Annotated in this window: 17 protein-coding genes and 1 pseudogene; 14 read left to right on the forward strand and 4 right to left on the reverse strand. The window is 39.2% G+C overall.

Translation table 11 applies throughout. The features are described from left to right. The first annotated feature begins 32 nt into the window (after nt 1-32). The gene (locus AC1DOK_RS18795) at nt 33-500 is read left to right on the forward strand and encodes a DUF2231 domain-containing protein (RefSeq protein WP_477555851.1); all 468 of its coding nucleotides are present in this window, start codon (nt 33-35) and stop codon (nt 498-500) included. Nucleotides 501-578: 78 nt separating this feature from the next. Here AC1DOK_RS18795 and AC1DOK_RS18800 read toward each other — a convergent pair whose 3' ends face one another. After that, entirely contained in the window at nt 579-1,493 is a 915-nt protein-coding gene (locus AC1DOK_RS18800; protein WP_477555852.1) for a PadR family transcriptional regulator, read from the reverse strand. A gap of 232 nt (nt 1,494-1,725) precedes the next feature. Further along, nucleotides 1,726-2,529, reverse strand: coding sequence for a CAP domain-containing protein (locus AC1DOK_RS18805; protein WP_477555853.1), 804 nt, complete (start codon nt 2,527-2,529; stop codon nt 1,726-1,728). A 172-nt stretch (nt 2,530-2,701) separates the two neighbouring features. On the opposite strand from AC1DOK_RS18805, the gene AC1DOK_RS18810 reads away from it, so the two are divergent. The 7 genes from AC1DOK_RS18810 to AC1DOK_RS18840 all read left to right on the forward strand — a co-directional run bounded on the left by AC1DOK_RS18810 (nt 2,702) and on the right by AC1DOK_RS18840 (nt 11,022). Then, nucleotides 2,702-2,884, forward strand: a complete 183-nt coding sequence (locus AC1DOK_RS18810) for a DUF6954 family protein (RefSeq protein ID WP_477555854.1) — start codon at nt 2,702-2,704, stop codon at nt 2,882-2,884. Nucleotides 2,885-3,125: 241 nt separating this feature from the next. Beyond that, the gene (locus AC1DOK_RS18815; protein ID WP_477555855.1) at nt 3,126-3,839 is read left to right on the forward strand and encodes a response regulator transcription factor; all 714 of its coding nucleotides are present in this window, start codon (nt 3,126-3,128) and stop codon (nt 3,837-3,839) included. A 21-nt stretch (nt 3,840-3,860) separates the two neighbouring features. Beyond that, nucleotides 3,861-5,291, forward strand: a complete 1,431-nt coding sequence (locus AC1DOK_RS18820; RefSeq protein WP_477555856.1) for a sensor histidine kinase — start codon at nt 3,861-3,863, stop codon at nt 5,289-5,291. A 99-nt stretch (nt 5,292-5,390) separates the two neighbouring features. Continuing rightward, entirely contained in the window at nt 5,391-6,146 is a 756-nt protein-coding gene (locus tag AC1DOK_RS18825; protein WP_477555857.1) for an ABC transporter ATP-binding protein, read from the forward strand. A 6-nt stretch (nt 6,147-6,152) separates the two neighbouring features. Then, nucleotides 6,153-8,576, forward strand: a complete 2,424-nt coding sequence (locus AC1DOK_RS18830) for an ABC transporter permease (protein ID WP_477555858.1) — start codon at nt 6,153-6,155, stop codon at nt 8,574-8,576. A 138-nt stretch (nt 8,577-8,714) separates the two neighbouring features. Then, nucleotides 8,715-9,431, forward strand: a complete 717-nt coding sequence (locus AC1DOK_RS18835; RefSeq protein WP_477555859.1) for an ABC transporter ATP-binding protein — start codon at nt 8,715-8,717, stop codon at nt 9,429-9,431. Continuing rightward, nucleotides 9,415-11,022, forward strand: coding sequence for a hypothetical protein (locus AC1DOK_RS18840; RefSeq protein WP_477555860.1), 1,608 nt, complete (start codon nt 9,415-9,417; stop codon nt 11,020-11,022). The genes AC1DOK_RS18835 and AC1DOK_RS18840 overlap by 17 nt, the downstream gene beginning before the upstream one ends. 64 nt (nt 11,023-11,086) lie before the next feature. Here AC1DOK_RS18840 and AC1DOK_RS18845 read toward each other — a convergent pair whose 3' ends face one another. Further along, complete coding sequence (locus AC1DOK_RS18845; RefSeq protein ID WP_477555861.1) at nt 11,087-11,341, reverse strand: hypothetical protein; 255 nt, start codon at nt 11,339-11,341, stop codon at nt 11,087-11,089. A 138-nt stretch (nt 11,342-11,479) separates the two neighbouring features. Between AC1DOK_RS18845 and AC1DOK_RS18850 the strand changes: the two genes are divergently transcribed. The 4 genes from AC1DOK_RS18850 (at nt 11,480) to AC1DOK_RS18865 (ending at nt 15,048) form a co-directional block, all read left to right on the forward strand. Then, the gene (locus AC1DOK_RS18850; RefSeq protein ID WP_477555862.1) at nt 11,480-12,271 is read left to right on the forward strand and encodes an ankyrin repeat domain-containing protein; all 792 of its coding nucleotides are present in this window, start codon (nt 11,480-11,482) and stop codon (nt 12,269-12,271) included. 332 nt (nt 12,272-12,603) lie between these two features. Continuing rightward, nucleotides 12,604-13,380 carry a helix-turn-helix domain-containing protein gene (locus AC1DOK_RS18855; RefSeq protein ID WP_477555863.1) on the forward strand — a complete coding sequence of 259 codons (777 nt, stop codon included), beginning with the start codon at nt 12,604-12,606 and terminating at the stop codon, nt 13,378-13,380. Beyond that, nucleotides 13,380-14,045 carry a GNAT family N-acetyltransferase gene (locus tag AC1DOK_RS18860; protein ID WP_477555864.1) on the forward strand — a complete coding sequence of 222 codons (666 nt, stop codon included), beginning with the start codon at nt 13,380-13,382 and terminating at the stop codon, nt 14,043-14,045. Before AC1DOK_RS18855 ends, AC1DOK_RS18860 begins: the two co-directional genes overlap by 1 nt. Further along, complete coding sequence (locus AC1DOK_RS18865) at nt 14,029-15,048, forward strand: alpha/beta hydrolase family protein (protein ID WP_477555865.1); 1,020 nt, start codon at nt 14,029-14,031, stop codon at nt 15,046-15,048. The genes AC1DOK_RS18860 and AC1DOK_RS18865 overlap by 17 nt, the downstream gene beginning before the upstream one ends. 236 nt (nt 15,049-15,284) lie before the next feature. Here AC1DOK_RS18865 and AC1DOK_RS18870 read toward each other — a convergent pair. Continuing rightward, nucleotides 15,285-15,905 (reverse strand): annotated as a pseudogene (locus AC1DOK_RS18870) (superoxide dismutase); the annotation flags it as partial. A gap of 617 nt (nt 15,906-16,522) precedes the next feature. Here AC1DOK_RS18870 and AC1DOK_RS18875 point away from each other — a divergent pair. Together AC1DOK_RS18875 and AC1DOK_RS18880 are read left to right on the forward strand one after the other, a co-directional pair. Then, a complete protein-coding gene (locus tag AC1DOK_RS18875; protein ID WP_477555866.1) occupies nt 16,523-17,056 on the forward strand; it encodes a cupin domain-containing protein in 534 nt (177 codons plus the stop codon). Between the two features lie 215 nt (nt 17,057-17,271). Beyond that, complete coding sequence (locus tag AC1DOK_RS18880; protein ID WP_477555867.1) at nt 17,272-17,577, forward strand: hypothetical protein; 306 nt, start codon at nt 17,272-17,274, stop codon at nt 17,575-17,577. Nucleotides 17,578-17,579 lie beyond the last annotated feature (2 nt).

Here is a 17,579-nt window from a genome sequence, read left to right on the forward strand (position 1 = left end):
AAAATTTTGATTAGAAAAGGAGTGTTCGTAAAATGAGTATGCCACTGCATCCGATTATTGTTCATTTTCCAATTAGTTTATTATTTCTTGGTGCAATCATTCAAATCATCGCTTTGTGGAGGCCAAAATTTTGGAATCAGCTTGCTGGATTTTTGCTCATAACCGGTTTCTTGTCAGGGATTATTGCTTATATGACAGGAGATGGGGGAGAGAGCTTTGCTAGGCAAGTAATGGGAGCATCCAGATCAGCGATAAGTCGTCATGAAAATTTGGCTTTCCTTACATTATTAACATTTGGAATTGTAGTGCTAATAAAGCTTTATCAGTGGCTCCCATACTTCCCGCAATTAAAGCGTTATGCCAAGTACAGTCAGTCTAAAATATTTATACCCGTATTGCTAGTTCTTTCTTTACTAGGCGGTACGCTTGTGTTTCTGACAGGACATTATGGGGGATCCATTATTTATCAGCAAGAAGCACAGACCAAGCAAGTAAAATGAAAAATACATGCTGTCCTTTTATCGAGGACAGCATGTTGCATTTTTACAGTATTTGAATTGACTGCAAACTCTCATTATTCATTTTAAAAGCCAACTCTCTGCATCTTCTCTGGTTTCAAAAACTCTAAAGTGGTTGCTTTTATTGGATTCGAGCACCATTTCCTTGAACTTTCCGTTGTTAACCAATTCCATTGGAATGACCGCTGCAGTTTTAACATAGTAGTTGATAAATTTTTGAATCATTTTACCTGCTACGCCTGTTCGAAGCTTGAAAAAATCCTCCGAAAGAGCATGACTATGCAGCATAAGAAGATACGTATCATTTTCTTTGCACAAAGCGACGAGATCCACAGCATCCTGCTCAGTGCTAAGTGGGGTTTGGGCAGATATGAATTCAATATACTTTTTAGTTCCGTCCTCTACGATTTTATAATTCATAATCGTCTCCTCCATTAATTCATTTTTATATAGTTCTTCACGAATTCTTTGAACCCAGTTTAGTTCGTTGCGATAGGATGATAGTAGGTTCTCGGAAATCTCATTCCACAAAAATGCTTCACGTGGGTTTCTATTTGGCGAAAGTGACTTACGTTTGATTTTTTCCTGCTCGAATAAAAGTTGTACTTTAATCTTGTTTTCATATTGTATCAGCAGTTCATTTAATTCCTCGTTGCTTAGTTGTTCAGCCCACGCCAATTGAACCAGGAAAACTTTCTTGAACTCAGGAACTTCTGGTTCTGAAAGAACCCATTCTTTCAATCTGGCAAGTCCTTCATCCGTAATGCTGTATATCTTCTTTGATGGAGAACTCTCCTGATGTTGAATTTCGTTAGTCACAAGACCTTCATCCAATAGATGTACAAGCGATTTATATATTTGATTATTGTTACCAGACCAATACATGATTGAAGATTCTTCCATAATCTTTTTTAATTCATATCCTGTAGAAGGCTTCCAGCTAAGAAGTCCAAGTATGGCATATTGGATAGACATTTAATAATCACCTCATTATGTTACTAATAACATATGTTTATAATAACTTATGTTCTTGAAAGTGTAAATATGGAAACTGCAATAGCCAAAGGCTCACAAAAAAACACGCCGTATTTGGCGTGCTTGATGTAGTGATATAAAATTTATAACATTCGTCTTATAAATTCTAAGTATCACCTTAAGAAACGCCGCGACTTTCAAAGACGGTGAAGCCGTTTCTTCTTGTGTGTTACTAGCCAATGAATTCTTGAACCCACTCACCGTTATAGTAAGCTACTCCAATTTGGGTGAAGCTTTTGTCCATGATGTTCTCACGATGGCCAGGACTGTTCATCCATTGGTTCATGACTTCAGTTGGGCTTTGTTGGCCTCTGGCGATGTTTTCTCCTGCTGTTTTAAAGGAAATTCCGTATGCTTTCATCATATCAAACGGGGATCCATAAGTCGGTGACTGATGATCAAAATAATTATTTTTATACATATCCTGCGCTTTGTCCATAGCCATGTTGGAAAGACTGCTATTCATACTAACGGACTGTAAGCCTGCCTTTGTTCTTTCTTGATTCACCAGATTTAACACTTGCTGCGCAAATTGGGATGAATCGGCGGACTGTTGCGGATTAGCAGACGGTTTCGGATTTTGGGCCTGATTCGGTGGATTTTGGACCTGATTCGGTGGATTTTGGGTCTGATTCTGTGGATTTTTTGCTGATCCGTAATTGCGGTTGAACCAATCCATCAAACCTGATGTGTCATTAGGTGCCTGTTTAGCCGTAACTGATGATTTTCCTGCATTCGGTGTAGAAATGGATGACGCTTGTGTTAAGTTTGATCTTGACGCAGCATTGTTGTTAGATTGAGTTTGAACCTTCGTTTGTTGTTGAGGCTGCTGTTGTTGCTGTTGTTGCTGTTGTTGCAACTGTTGCGTGTTTGTCGAATCCTTACCTGAACATCCTGCAATGAGTAATATAGCTGCGATTGCAATAACCCGTTTGATAAAAAAACCTCCCTGAACCGTCAAATTAGACGTTATCAAGCAAAGGTTGTGCAAAATGCAAGTGATTTATTCAGAGCTCAATTAAAATCATATTTTAATAGTGAAACCCATTTGAATTAGCTTAATTCATTTAGGATTATAATAAAATCTGGTTGGCACTCTAAAATATAATCATCGAGTGCGGCAATGGATAAAATGAGGTGCTTGAACAATGAAAGTTACACTTGGTCTTGTTATGTTTGTTATGTATGCGCTGGTGACGATGTTTGGGTTAGGCCCGGTATTGTTTGCCGACGGCAGCCTAAAAGAGCGAATGATTACCCTTGCTGTTGTGATTGTCATATATGTCGTATTAACGATTATTACCTATGTCATATTCCGCAAAAAAAATTAATGTACGGATTTCCAATGTAATTGATAGGATCGTGTTTTTGTGGTACGTACTGACGTTCGACCAATTTTGATTTATTAGAAGAGTACGCTAGTAGGTTTATTTTGTTGTGTGGTTACAAGTTGATGCGCGGAACAATAATTTTAAGCGGCCAAGTTGCAATAAAGCAGGATATAAGCCGAATATTAACGAATAATCAATGTGATTAACTAATCATCTTTTTATACGATCAGGAGAATAAATAATGAATCGACACAAGAACATTCTTATTGTTGAAGACGAATATGATATTGCTCGAATTGTTAAGGATTATCTGAATAAGAACGGATATGAGGCTACCATTGCTAATAATGGTAAAGAGGCACTATATTTCATTGAATTATTAAATCCAGAATTCGTCATTCTGGATATTATGCTGCCTGATGTTGATGGTATTGAACTCTGTCGACAAATTCGTGAGAAGAATAATGTTCCTATACTTATTCTAAGTGCAAGGGGCAGCAATACAGATAAAGTTCTTGGGCTTGGATTTGGTGCGGATGATTATATGACGAAGCCATTTTCGCTAAGTGAATTATTGGCAAGAATTAAATCCAATTTACGAAGAGTTGAGAGCATGATCAGTACGCCGCCTAAACAATCGGATCATGAAGATATTCTACACTTTGGAAAGATCACCATTGATAAAAAGGGATATAAAGTAACGAAAGAAGATAAAGAAATTTCATTGTCTGCAAAAGAACTCGAACTATTATTTTTCCTATCCAAGCATAGAAATCAAGTATTCTCTAAAAGTCAGCTATTGGATGCTGTATGGGGTTACACCGCCTATGGAGATGAAAGTACGATAACCGTTTATATCAGGAGATTACGAGAGAAACTAGAAGTGGATCCGTCAAACCCTATGTATATTAAGACAGTCTGGGGGATTGGATACAAATTTAGCTTCGATGAATGACATGTAGGATAGGAGATACATATGTACCTGAATGATTGGATTAAAAAATGGTTTATTGCCGTTATTACATGTCTATTCATATTAATAGGAAGTGGGGCTGGCTTGCTTTGGAATAATTACAATAATGGGGAAAAAGCTGATTCACAGTATGTAATTAATCAGGTTCGACTCCAAGTGAATGATATCATGCTGTATCTGGCACAAAATAATCAACAAATTTCTGAAGATTCCAAGTTACGCGAATCCCTCTTGGCCATGACCCAAGAATACCAAGTGAGCCTAGTCTATGTGGGGCTCGACGGGCGTGTCCTGATCAATTCCTCACCAAACAACACCCTTCAACAAATCGATTTAAAAACAGCGCTTCATTATGATTTATATCATGCAAGAGTAAATAGGGATTCATATAACATCGCTTTTCCTGTAGTTGATGAGGCTACCCAGGTTCAAGTTGGTAATGCTATTTTTACCATACCTGCGAGTACTGTCTTTGTTGAGAGAGGCCATACAGTATCTCTTATCCTTTTTGTTGTAATGACTTCAATGGTACTCATCCTATGCATCCTGATGCTTCTTCTTAGGAAAAAACTCAAAAGAGGTATCTTCGAGCCTATTCATCAGTTAAAAGATTACTCAGAAGCTATTCTAAAAGGAAATTATGAGATGCAAGCTGGATACCAAAGGATGGACGAGATCGGTGAAGTCTATGCGATGTTTGATCAAATGAGAATGGAAATTATGCACCATAGCCTTAGGAGAGATGAACAAGAGCAAGCACAGAAGGAACTGATCTCAAATATTTCACATGAAATCAAGACACCCCTCACGACACTGAAGACTTACATTGAAGCTATACGTGAGGGGGTCTGTACTGATATGTCATCAGTTATGGAATATGTTGAGGTTATGCATAACAATACGGACAAAATGACGAGATTAATAGACGATCTGTTACTGCATGCGTTAAAGGAATTAGGACAGATTTCAGTAACGCTCACTGAGCAGTATAGCAGGGACGTATTGCTTACTATTTTACAACCGATCGGACATTATGTTCGCACAGCAGGGGTGAATTTCATAGAGCCACAGCACATTCCCAATGTGTTGATCCATGTGGATGCTCATCGATTGGAACAAGTCATATCAAATCTCATCTCAAATAGCTTGAAACATACATCTGCGGGTGATTCTATTCGTGTGGATTTAGAGCTTGAGCGGGGACAGTTGAAAATAACAATCGCAGATACAGGGAAAGGAATTCTTCCACAGGATATGCCTTTTGTTTTTGATCGTTATTTTAAAGGAAAGATTAATTCCACACCTCGAAATGAGGGGACGGGATTAGGACTCTCCATTTGCAAGCATATTATTGAAGCGCATCATGGTTCGATTTCTTTCCGAAGTGTACAAGGTCAAGGTACGGTATTTTATTGTTACATTCCGTTAGGATAGCTAGCGCCTGTAATATTTCATTAATATTTAGATAAGGGTTTATATATAAATGCCTCTTACAATGAGAATAGGTATTTACTAGAGGAGGGCATATTTTTAGTGAAAAAAGCGATCATTCAAGCTAAGAACCTGTGCAAAACCTATTCCACAGGCAGCGAACAATTTCATGCAATCAGAAATCTGGATTTAGAAGTTTATGAAGGTGATTTTACAGTTATTATGGGTAATTCAGGTTCAGGCAAGTCTACGCTGCTGTATCTTCTAAGTGGACTTGATTGCGTAACAGTAGGTGAGGTTTATTTTCAAGGAGAGAGGATTGATAACTATACAGAGAAGCAATTAGCCGATTTCAGAGCGAATAGAATCGGATATATTTATCAAAGCATCAATCTGGTACCTGACCTTACCTTATATGAGAATATAGCTTTACCTGGTTATATTACCGGGCAGCCAAAGAAGAAAGTGAAGAACGCAGCGCTCTCACTGATGAAGGCGATGGAAATTGATGGACAGAAGTATCGCCTACCATCTCAAACTTCTGGTGGACAACAACAAAGAGCGGCGATTGCAAGAGCGTTGATTAATTCTCCAGATCTTATATTTGCGGATGAGCCGACAGGAAGCTTGAATTATGATCAAGGTGTAGCTGTTCTGGATATTTTAACGGATATGAATCGTAAGGGGCAGTCTGTGGTCATGGTAACCCATGATATCAAAGCGGCCTGCAGAGCGGATCGTCTTATCATGATAAGAGATGGGAAAATAGCAGATGTACTGGAGTTTGGCAAGTTTGATAATACTCATATCCAAGACAGAGAAGCGATCATATTTTCATGCGTTTCAGGAAAGGGGTAAGCGTCTATGTATGCAGTTTACTCTCTTTGCCTAGCTAATATAAGGAAGAAGAAAATACATAATGGATTAATTGGCTTACTCATCCTCTTGTCTACATTGCTGCTAGCTACATCAGTGACAGTTATTCTGAATACAAATAATTTGTTTACCGATATGCACAATAAAACACATGGCTCTCATGAAATGCTGGTATTAGGAAATGAACTGCATGACCCGCAAAAGGTTCATCAGTGGTGGAGCAATCAAGAAGGGGTTAACTCATCCGAATTGATACCGTTTAGAACTTTAGCTGGAATCAGCAATCAGGGCAAAGAGCCTTCTGCAGAGCTTTTAAGCTTAACTTTATTTATGATGGATACGCCTCCTCGCCCTTATGCAGTGGATGATCTTATAATTGCACAAGGTAATGAGAGTGTAGTGCCGGCAAAAGGAACGATATGGCTCCCTACATCGATTGCCTATTTATATCATATTTCAGTAGGAGATACCCTTGGATTTACAGCAGGTGAAAAGAGTTTTAAATTGCAAGTATCAGCCATCGTTGTGGATATGCCTTATGGTGCCCCATTTCCAACAGGTGCACGGATATGGATGAATCATGAGGATTATCTGGAACAGTTTCAAGCTATGCCAGGTAAAGAAGAGTTTATGATGGGGCTTAGATATGATAACTATAATCAGAGTTCAAGCTATTGGGAACAATTCGAGAAAGATATGAAGACACCCTATTTGCAGTCAAAAATGAGCTTTGAGGAAATGTCCTCTTTTTATCTGATTATGAATAAAGTGATTGGATTTATTATGATTTTTCTAGGCATTGTAATGATGCTTGTGGCTTTATTTACGATTGGATTTACGATATCAGATGACATTCTATCGAATTATAAAACGATTGGCGTTATTAGAGCATTAGGATTGACCTCAGGGAAAACAATGTGGACTTATTTAATGCAATATGGATTGATTGCTATGGTCTCGATTCTTCCCGGACTAATTGCGAGTCAATGGATATCGAACGTGATCGTCGAAAGTGCACTTTCGTCTTTAAAGACGGGAGATGCTGGGGGCAGTGTTGAAAGTTATCTTGTGGCCTTAACCGTCGGAATCTTTGTATTTATGCTCGTTATACTATGTGTGCTGTTTTATTCGAATAAAGCTCGGCATGTACAGCCTATGCAAGCGATTCGATATGGGATGTCCGAAAGTGATAACAGCATAATGACAAAACGATTCACAGCTAGAGAAAATCAAAGAATTTCTTTTGAAAGAGCGCCCCTCCTTGTTGTTATCGGGCTGCGGAATATATGGAAGAATAGGAAATCATCCGTTCTGATAACGCTTTTAGCTACGATTATGTCAGCTGTGTTAGTTCTAGGTTTTGTCTTGTTATACAGTATCAGCAATATTAAACAGACATCATCTGCATGGGGATATGATTCATCCGACATTATCCTGCAGATAAATAATAAAGCGACTTTCTCCCAGGAGGAGTTCAATAAGACAATATCATCTGACCCTAGAATTAAAAATATTGGTTGGCTGGGATATGTAAATGGTGTTGTTTCTTCAGAAAGAAACTTGAACGCTGATGATTCAGACGTCCAATCCATGAATTTTCAAATACATGTTATGGATGGAAGTTATAATGAGGCTGGATATGCCACGTTAAGAGGGAAGAACCCACGAAATAGTAATGAAATTGCGATTGGAATCAATGTAGCAAAACAACTGGGTAAAGAAGTAGGGGATGTTGTAGAGGCTTATATCGAAGGCTACAAGTATAAGCTTATGGTTACCGGAATCTATCAGTCAATAGCCAACATGTCTTACTCGGCAAGAATTACAGCAGATGTGTTGAAAGTGAATCGTCCCGATTATAATAATCCCAATTCCGCACTTATAAATTTGAAAGATAACAGAGATTCAGAGCAAGTTGTAAAAGAATTAAATGTGAAATATAAGGATTCAGCATCAGCAGTTATGCAGCAAACTCTATTAGATGCCGTATATAAGCAGGCTGTAGCATCTTTAATTCTGCCTATGAGTATCATGGGCTTGTTATTCACAGGGGTTACAATCATCATCATATATAGCACCAGTCGTCTTGACATCAGAAAAGAAAGCAAAACCTATGGCATCTATAAATCGCTCGGACTGACTTCAACTAAAATTAGATTGTCTATATCGCTCGGAATCGTAGCACTTTCTGCGATCGGAGCTGTCATGGGCATCGTTCTGGGAGTTTATTTTTTGCCAGTTATTCTGGGAAGTATACTCTCTGATTACGGCATTGCTGATTTACCTTTAATACTGCATTGGGGTGGAATCATTGCTTATGCCTGTGTAACAATTATTTCAGCAGGGCTTGGCTCGTGGGCTTCTTCAAGAGTGATAGCCACAACATCTCCTCAGATACTTGTAATTGAGTGATCATTAAAAATGCCAAAGCCCTTGACAATCGTAATATTCCCTCGACTTGTTTCAACAATATTTTTGAGACCTATCCGCTGTCAACTTCGTAGAAGATTAATAAGTGCTCGCTTATTAACCCGAACGGAGGGATTGCTCTTGCGTTTGATATTAGAGAATATCGTCAAGCAATTCGATAACAAAAAGGTGCTTCAAGGCGCCGGATTTACTTTTGAGAAGGGAAAGATTTATGGACTGCTCGGTCGTAACGGAGTCGGCAAAACGACGCTGTTCAACTGTTTGAGCGGTGAAATGAAAATGGATGACGGAAAATCATTCATAGATGAGGACGGAAGCATTCGAGAGTTGCAAGAGCAGGATATTGGATATGTATATTCGCTGCCGATTTTACCTGAGTTTCTGACCGGCTATGAATTTGTGAAATTTTTTATGGATATTAACCGGGACAAAATGCAAATGACTCAGCGCATCGACGATTATTTTGACATGATGAGGATAACAGAGGAAGATCGTCATCGGCTTATTAAAGGCTACTCGCATGGGATGAAGAACAAACTTCAGATGCTGCTCTTCCTCATTACGAAACCGCCGGTAATTCTGCTGGACGAACCACTGACTTCCTTTGATGTCATCGTGGCACTGGAAATGAAAAATATGCTGCGGGAAATGAAATCGGATCATATCCTTATTTTCTCCACTCATATTTTGCAGCTGGCGACGGATCTTTGCGATGAGCTTGTCGTGCTGAACAAAGGACAACTATCCTCTGTCCCGGCTGAGCTGCTACACAGTCCAGATTTCGAACAGAGCGTTATTCATTTGTTAAAGGATGAGAGCCATGCTGAGAACACTTAACACTTTGCTTTCCATCCGCATTTCAACCATCGCAAATCTATTTATTTATTATATTCAGAAGCTACCGCTAATCAGAAAGCTTGTATCGGACCATATTTATGCCAATCTATCGTTAAAGCGGATTATAACCGTCATAGCACTGCTCTTGAGTTTCCTTTGGGGGTTTGTGTCTAGGCTAGCTTATATTGGTCTGCTCATTTACTTGCCTGTAGTTGCACTTGGAAAGACGCTGTCTATAGAAGATCAACTGCAGCTATTTATACATCTTTTTTTCATGCTCAGCTTTGTAGTTGCTGCCGTTAGCAGTGCCTCGATCTTGGAGCCCAAACGTGAAAAATACGTCGCTGTGAAGCTGATGAGACTATCATCAACCCGATATATGCAAGCATCACTCAGTTATCGCTATAGCATGTTTTTGATCTGTTTGATGCCAGCTATGCTTATATTTGGTGCAAAGCTTGGCGCTTCTACCGTACAGGTTGTTTTGCTATCATTAGCTGTTACCATGTGGAGGATTCTATGTGAATATCTGCATCTTAAATTGTTTGAAAAAACGGGCATGGTTTTAGTTAAACAGATTGCCGCTGTCTGGACCGTGATCGGACTTGGCTATGCAGCCGGTTATTTACCGCTTTTCCTTCATATGAAGCCAATTACAGGAGTAATGCTGCTAAGTTGGCCGGCTTTATTCATTATTATTGGTTTAGGCATTTTCGCTATAGTTCGACTCACTCGTTACTCCGATTACAGAACGGTGATTGATGCAGCTACCAAGAGAGACGATCCCTTGCTGGATATTGGTCGCATGATGAATGAAGCGCAGAAAACCAGCGTTGCATCTAAAGACAGCGACTATTCCCTGGAGAGGACAAGTAGTGACAAGTTCAACTCTAAAGCTGGATACGCCTATCTTAATGCTCTCTTTTTTGCAAGACACAGGAGTAATATAATAGAGCCCTTGTACAAACGGATTGCAATTATTGGTGCAGTGGGCGTCGTGGGAGTTGCCATCGTATTGATATTCGATCAATATGCTGCACTTCTAAGCTCAAATGTGGAAGCTATCTTTCCCTTTCTTATGCTGACTATGAGCTTCCTGACTGTCGGAGAAAGAATTTGCAAAGCCATGTTCTATAATTGTGATGTAAGCCTGCTGCGTTATGGCTTCTACCGAAAAGCTGCCTATGAACATTTCTGTATTCGTCTGATTAGGATAACAAGTCTAAACTTATTGATTGCTGCCGCTCTCGGAGCCGTGCTGACGATCGTGATCGCAGCATCTGGCGGTGAAGTATTGATCTGGGATATTCTCATGCTATGGATAGGCATACTTTTGCTATCAGTCTTGTTTTCCGTACATCATCTGTTTATGTACTATATCTTTCAGCCTTATTCTACGGAGCTGAATATTAAGAATCCGCTATACTTTGTAGTAACTATGCTTGTATCATTTGCATGCGGAATTAGCATCGTGGTTCGGATTCCAATCGATATTTTCTCAGCATTCGTATTTACACTGACTCTGATCTACCTGTTCGTCGCACTTATACTTGTCCGTAAGCATGGCAGTCGTACGTTTCGTGTAAAATAGTACTCTATGTAGCTTGAATACATTAGCTTTTGATAGAACCCGCGTTAGGTGCGGGTTCTTTTATTCAACTTATGAATTTTTCAAACATACCGTTAGCAAACTCTTCGAAAGTCTTTTCTTCTCCTGGGTTAATGGATAGATCATCGTCATGCCATATTTCAACAATAGACCAATTATCCGTTGTTAAAAATCCCACAGCATCTCCACTAAAATTGTCACCAAACAATAAAATATCTTTAAGTTCTGTATCTGTTAACTGTTCGAAATTGTGCTTGGAATGATCTTTACTAATTATTTCAACAATTTTTTTATATCTCAACTCGGTTCCAACTTTCTATGAAAATATGATTTTATTTGTGTTCAATTCATTTTAAAATAATAGAATCAGGCAGCACAATAGGTTCAGCCATTCTGACGGCGCATGCTATAACGACAATATGACGGAGGTGAAGAAAAGATGAATCAGATGTTAATTCTATTGCTATCGGCGGTTATGTTAGCGGGTTGTTCCAATAACCAGGGTGACATTAATTCGATTGCACAAATTCAGTCGGAACAAGCACAGGATAAGTCTCTGCCGGATGGAATTGAGGCTGAAGGGAAGAACGGCACAGATCTGAACAAGGAGGAAGTAACAATGAAACTGAATCAGGTACTGCTGCAAGCTGTGGATCAAGGCAAGACCGAGGAGGCACTGCAGGCCATCAAGGACGGAGCCGACATTAATGCGCAAGACAGACAAGGACGCACGGCAGCCATGCTGGCTACACTGCGCAATGATGCGAAGACGGTAAAGGCATTAATCGAAGCGGGTGCAGACGTGAATATACAGGCAGACAACAAGGACAATCCGTACTTGTACGCAGGAGCGGAAGGGTATTTGGAAATATTAAAAATGACGATTGAGGCCGGTGCGGATACGAAGTTGACGAACCGTTATAACGGGACGGCGCTAATTCCGGCAGGAGAGCACGCGCATAATGACGTCATCGAGTATCTGCTCAAGGAATCGGATGTGGACATCAATCACGTCAACAATTTGGGATGGACCGCCTTGATGGAAGCGGTTGTATTGGGCAGCGGTGGCAAGGAGCACCAGCGTGCCGTAGAGCTGCTCATTGAATATGGAGCAGATGTAAACATTCCAGATAGCAACGGAGTAACGGCTCTGGCTCACGCTCAGTCCCACGGATTTACAGAGATTGCGAAGATGCTGGAGCAAGCGGGTGGGAAGTTGAAGCTGGATTAGCTGATTACTATACTATAACGCCTGAGCTCATGATTTCTGAGCAGGATTAAACCCCTGATCTCATTGCTGACAACAAAGCACAATTTTTTTGTTACGCTATACTAACAATAAACCATCGTTCGTGAAGCACACGCCGCTTTGATACATTCTGCACCTTCATTGGTGAGTTTGTGTCGAGGCGGCTTTTTTGCACGTACATCCGGTGATCCGAATAACCGAAGTATTCCACGTCAACATAGCGTGAAGCTCTACAAAAAAATAATCTTGACCTTAGGTCAGACCTAAGGTTTATAGTTGTATTATCAAATTCATATTAGCAAGGAGCATTTCTATTGAATGATTACATTACCATTAGCGAACTTTCAAAACTTATGAATGTATCCGTGCATCAAATCCGCTACTTTGAAGAGAAAGAGATTCTATTTCCATCTTACACAGATACAAATCAATACCGCATGTATGGCATCAATGAAATTTATCAATTGGCTCAGATTTTGCTGCTCCGCAAGTTGAACTTGCCTGTCAGTACAATTAAAAAATGTTTAACGTCCTTTTCCACTGATGATTATCATCAATTGTTGAGAGAATCGCTCGGTGATATAAATGATGAAATAGATCGGCTCAAGACATTACAGCAATTTATTCAGAAGATACTAAACGAACATGATGAATTGGACAACCTGAACAACGAGTATCACATCAAATACGTGGATACAAGGCATCTGAAACAATGGACTGAATTCGGAGAAAATGAGACGTTGAACGCAAAAAAACTATACAATCAAAGGCCACAAACGCCTCATTTATTCGAAACTGATCTGCATTACTTATACGATTCCAATCAAGTAACCCTATGCTTTGAGACCACTCAATCGGCTGATATCATCCTAGAGAAGGGCAGCTATCTTTGTAAACCGTTTTTAGTAAAAGAAGATCAGGATATGGAGCATGAAATTCAGCAACTCGAACAATATGTTAAACAACATCAGTATGATCTGTCATCGGAAATTATCATCATTGAAAAATCTTATCTTTCCATGTTCAGTAACAACGAGCTGAATTATGAAATACAGGTTAAAGTCAATCATGATCGGAAAGGTGATGCATGATGAATCCGAACACGATCACTATCGTTCCTTACCAAGAACAAGACAATGAGGCTGTATGCAAACTAATAGTAGAATCATTTCAAGGGAAACTTCATTCTATTGTCAAGCTGGATGACCATTATATTTCTAAGCTATTAGCTGGCCTTTGGAAGGACGACCTTAATGCTACATCAGTAAAACAAGTAGTGGCCAAAGAAAACGGAGAAGTTGTCGGTACTGTCTGCTTAAAATGGAAAGGTACTCATTCGTCTGCCAGAACGCATGATCAAATCCACTTTGCACAGCTTTTCAAGCAGTTCGGATACCTTAATGTATGCAAATTTATTGTAGGGCTTCATTTCTTGAATTATAAGCCAAGGGCACATGAGTGTTATATCGAGCACTTGGCAGTCCAGGCAAGCCATCGCGGTAAAGGAATTGGCAGGCAGCTTCTGTCATGGGCACAATATTTTGCCAATTGTCACTCTGAATTTGACCAATTATCGCTTCATGTTTCTAACAAGAATAAGGGAGCCATAAGCTTATATAAGCAGATGGCATTTGACATTGGAAAGTCCAAATATAACGGTATTAGGAATTTACTCTTCAATGAGCCCATTTGGCATTACATGACACAGAAAACAACCCCACACGATAGGAGTGCCATCAATGAAAAGAGCTATTAAGTTAGCAGGGATTGTTGCGTGTTTATTGTTTACTTTAGTTATGTTCGTATTCTACCAACATTCTTATGAAATGACAGAGAAGAAGATAGAGATTGAAACTCCTCAAGGCAGGCTGACAGGAACCTTAACTTTGCCAAAAGAATATTCCGGAAAAATCGGACTTGTAGTCTTTGTGCATGGTGATGGTCCAATCAATGATACATACGATGATGGATATAAGCCTTTGTGGGAGAAATTCGCTTCTGCAGGATATGCTTCCTTGTCACTTAGCAAACCCGGTATTGACGGTTCTTCCGGCAACTGGCTAGAGCAGAGTATGGAGGATCGTGCAGTGGAAACTATACATGCGATTAATTGGGCTAAATCTTTACCCATGATTGACAATCAATTAATTGGTTTGTGGGGAGCAAGTCAGGCGGGGTGGGTGATTCCCAAGATTGTTGGAAAAGAGCATAATCTCGCGTTCAGCATCCTTGTATCGCCTGCGATTAATTGGATTTCACAAGGAAAATATAATACTAGAAAAGAAATGGAGAATGAAGGGTATTCGCAACAAGAGATAATAGTGAAAGAAGATTACAACGAGCAAATCTTGCAATTGCTTAGAAAACAATCATCTTATGATGTTTACTTGAATTTTGCTCAGCCAGACGATTTGATTTCAAAGGAAAGATGGAGGTTTATAGCTAAAAATTTTCAGTCAGATTCCAGCGAGGAACTTACGAACTTCTATTCTCCTGTCCACTTAGTTCTCGGAGGGCAAGATATTAATGTAGATGTGGAGGAGACAGAGCGTGTATACCGAGAGAAAATATCTTCCAGCTTGCTTTCTGTATCTTACTTTCCTGATGCTGACCATTCCATGCTTAGCAAAGAGAACGCTGCATCCGAACTAAGAGCCTATTTAACTGCACTATTCTTTCCTCGAAAACTGGTTGATGATAAATACTTAATAGATTTAGCCCAATTTGTCAGTCAGATTAAACCTGCTAAGAGGTTATGAAGTTTAACAGCTTCTAAAAGCGAAAGTGCTATAGCGGGATTAAAATGGAAATCTGCAGCAAACGGGCGAATGTATATCAATTTTTTCTACCCTAACACAGGGGGATATTGATAAAAAGATAAAGAACTCCCGCAGCTTGGCAGCCTGTCCAGCTATACCAGCAAATAGCTTGTCAACATTTCCAGCAAAGTAATTGGAATTCTCGACAGCCTGTCTATTTGTGATTTTTTAATATCTTAGCTATATCTTAGTTTACTTACTTTTTGATATCGTTTGTTAACATCATCCCAATTTATCACATTCCACCATGCTTTTACATAGTCTCCACGCTTGTTCTTATATTTTAAATAATATGCATGTTCCCAAACATCAAGGACCAGTAGTGGAATCACGCCTTGCTGTGTTAAATTTTGATGCTTTTCTGCTTGGAGAATTTCGAGATGTCCAGCTGCCGGACTCCATACAAGAAGTGCCCAACCTGAGCCTTCCACTTTTTCAGCGGATGCGGAAAAATGCTCTTTGAATTTCTCGAAGCTACCAAATGATTTTTCAATCTCTTTCGCAATAGGACCTCTGGCTATTCCGCCACCGTTTGGTTTCATGTTTTCCCAGAATATTGTATGTAAGTAATCACCGGATCCATTAAAGGCAGCTTCTCTAGACCAATGCTTAATTAGTGAAAAGTCACCTGATTCACGAGCTTTCTGCATTTCTTTTTCTGCTTTATTTAAACCGTCAACATACGATTTATGATGAAAGTCATGGTGTAAACGCATTGTTTGCTCGTCAATGAATGGTTCGAGTGCATTGTATGCATACGGCAATGGTGGAAGTTTATGATCACCAATCGGTACTGTTTTCTGCTCTGACACAGTTATAGGAGATTTATTGGATGATGAAGCATGTGCAACCCCTGACATTAGAACTGTTACTGTAACTATACCATAGATTATTTTTTTCATTTTATTAACTCCTTTGTATTTAGTAAGCTATGTGCGTTGTATGTTGGTTTTTTAGCCTTTCCAGAAGATAATATGTGTAAATATGTCTTTGTTTATTTACAAGGTTTTGTAATAAAAGGTTTTATTTATACACTGAACAGAAAACGGAATGGAATGATTAATCCAAAACATTAACACATTCTAGGGAATATTTACTTCGCTACGACGATTCAATTGCAGCTCTCCCAAAAGATAAGCATCAGCAGCATCCGTTTTCACTTTACGAAGATTAGATTTTCTATCTTATTATTAATTATAACGTTGTTTTTTTATTGCAGTTTAGCTCATTGAACTAACAGGCAGTTATCTTCAATAACTATAAATTCATGTGAAAAAGATTTGATGTCAATTGTTTAGCATTTGGTGTTATCGTTGTTTTTTCGGTCTCAGGCTCTTGCCCATTTTCCAAACCTTTAGATAGGCAAGTGCATAGAATTAAAATAAACAATGAAATCCTGAGAGGAGAATGAATATTGTACCGTAATTCATGCTATCCATATCAATGGCATAATCCTATGCATGACTATTGGAATAACATCAATTGGAGTAATAATTGGAATTGTCATTACTACAATGGGAACAACACCAACTGGTATCCTTATAAATTAATAGATTATGGACAAAAACCATTTGTAGTGAATATTGACCAAGCTACTAAGCAAAATAATACTTACCGCACCGCTTTGTGGACAGGGAAACACCTTCAAGTGACCCTAATGAGTATTAATGTTGGAGATGACATTGGTTTAGAAGTTCATCCCACAACTGATCAATTCATACGTATTGAAGAAGGTCAGGGACTTGTTCAGATGGGTGAAAGTAAAGATAATTTGAGTTTTCAAGAAATGGCCTGTGGTGGCTATTCAATTATGGTACCTGCTGGAACATGGCACAATGTTACCAATACGGGGAATACCCCCCTTAAAATATACGCCATCTATGCGCCACCTGAGCATCCATATGGCACGGTTCATGTAACAAAAGCTGATGCCATGTCCGCTGAATAAAGCCACCATTATTAATGGATCGAGTAAAAGATGGATGAAATTGATTACTAACGGAGCTAGTGCAATCAATCGATTAAAACCTCCCATTTATTGCAAACCTAGTTTTATTAGGTCTAATGGGAGGTTTTATTATGAATCTGAGAGAATTATGGGGGTTGTATGAAGCAGATAAACGGATTTAGGGATTTAGTCCACACACATTAAAAGCGTACGCTTTGCAGCTAAAGATGCTGGTTGTTGAACTAGGTGATCTTGATATTGGAGAGGTCACTTTACAGGTGCTGAAGGAATACTTAGCTAAACAGTCCGGCAGATTAAAACCAAGCTGTTTAGGACACCGTATCCGTTTTGTTCGCTCCCTTTTCCGTTTTGCATATGAAGAAAATTACCTCACGACGAACCCCTCACTTAAATTAAGGGAGCCGAAGATGGATAAACGCATTCCGAAGTTTTTGATCGAAGAGGATGTGATTCATCTGAAGATCTCTTGTCTTTCCCAATCGAGAACGAGCTTTGTTTGAGT

The organism is Paenibacillus sp. P5_B5 (assembly GCF_056400365.1).

Coding starts and splice junctions, on each gene's coding strand:
- AC1DOK_RS18815 (WP_477555855.1), top strand. CDS start 3,126: ATGAATCGACACAAGAACATTCTTATTGTTGAAGACGAATATGATATT.
- AC1DOK_RS18840 (WP_477555860.1), top strand. CDS start 9,415: ATGCTGAGAACACTTAACACTTTGCTTTCCATCCGCATTTCAACCATC.
- AC1DOK_RS18800 (WP_477555852.1), bottom strand. CDS start 1,493: ATGTCTATCCAATATGCCATACTTGGACTTCTTAGCTGGAAGCCTTCT.
- AC1DOK_RS18820 (WP_477555856.1), top strand. CDS start 3,861: ATGTACCTGAATGATTGGATTAAAAAATGGTTTATTGCCGTTATTACA.
- AC1DOK_RS18860 (WP_477555864.1), top strand. CDS start 13,380: ATGAATCCGAACACGATCACTATCGTTCCTTACCAAGAACAAGACAAT.
- AC1DOK_RS18810 (WP_477555854.1), top strand. CDS start 2,702: ATGAAAGTTACACTTGGTCTTGTTATGTTTGTTATGTATGCGCTGGTG.
- AC1DOK_RS18850 (WP_477555862.1), top strand. CDS start 11,480: ATGAATCAGATGTTAATTCTATTGCTATCGGCGGTTATGTTAGCGGGT.
- AC1DOK_RS18795 (WP_477555851.1), top strand. CDS start 33: ATGAGTATGCCACTGCATCCGATTATTGTTCATTTTCCAATTAGTTTA.
- AC1DOK_RS18830 (WP_477555858.1), top strand. CDS start 6,153: ATGTATGCAGTTTACTCTCTTTGCCTAGCTAATATAAGGAAGAAGAAA.
- AC1DOK_RS18865 (WP_477555865.1), top strand. CDS start 14,029: ATGAAAAGAGCTATTAAGTTAGCAGGGATTGTTGCGTGTTTATTGTTT.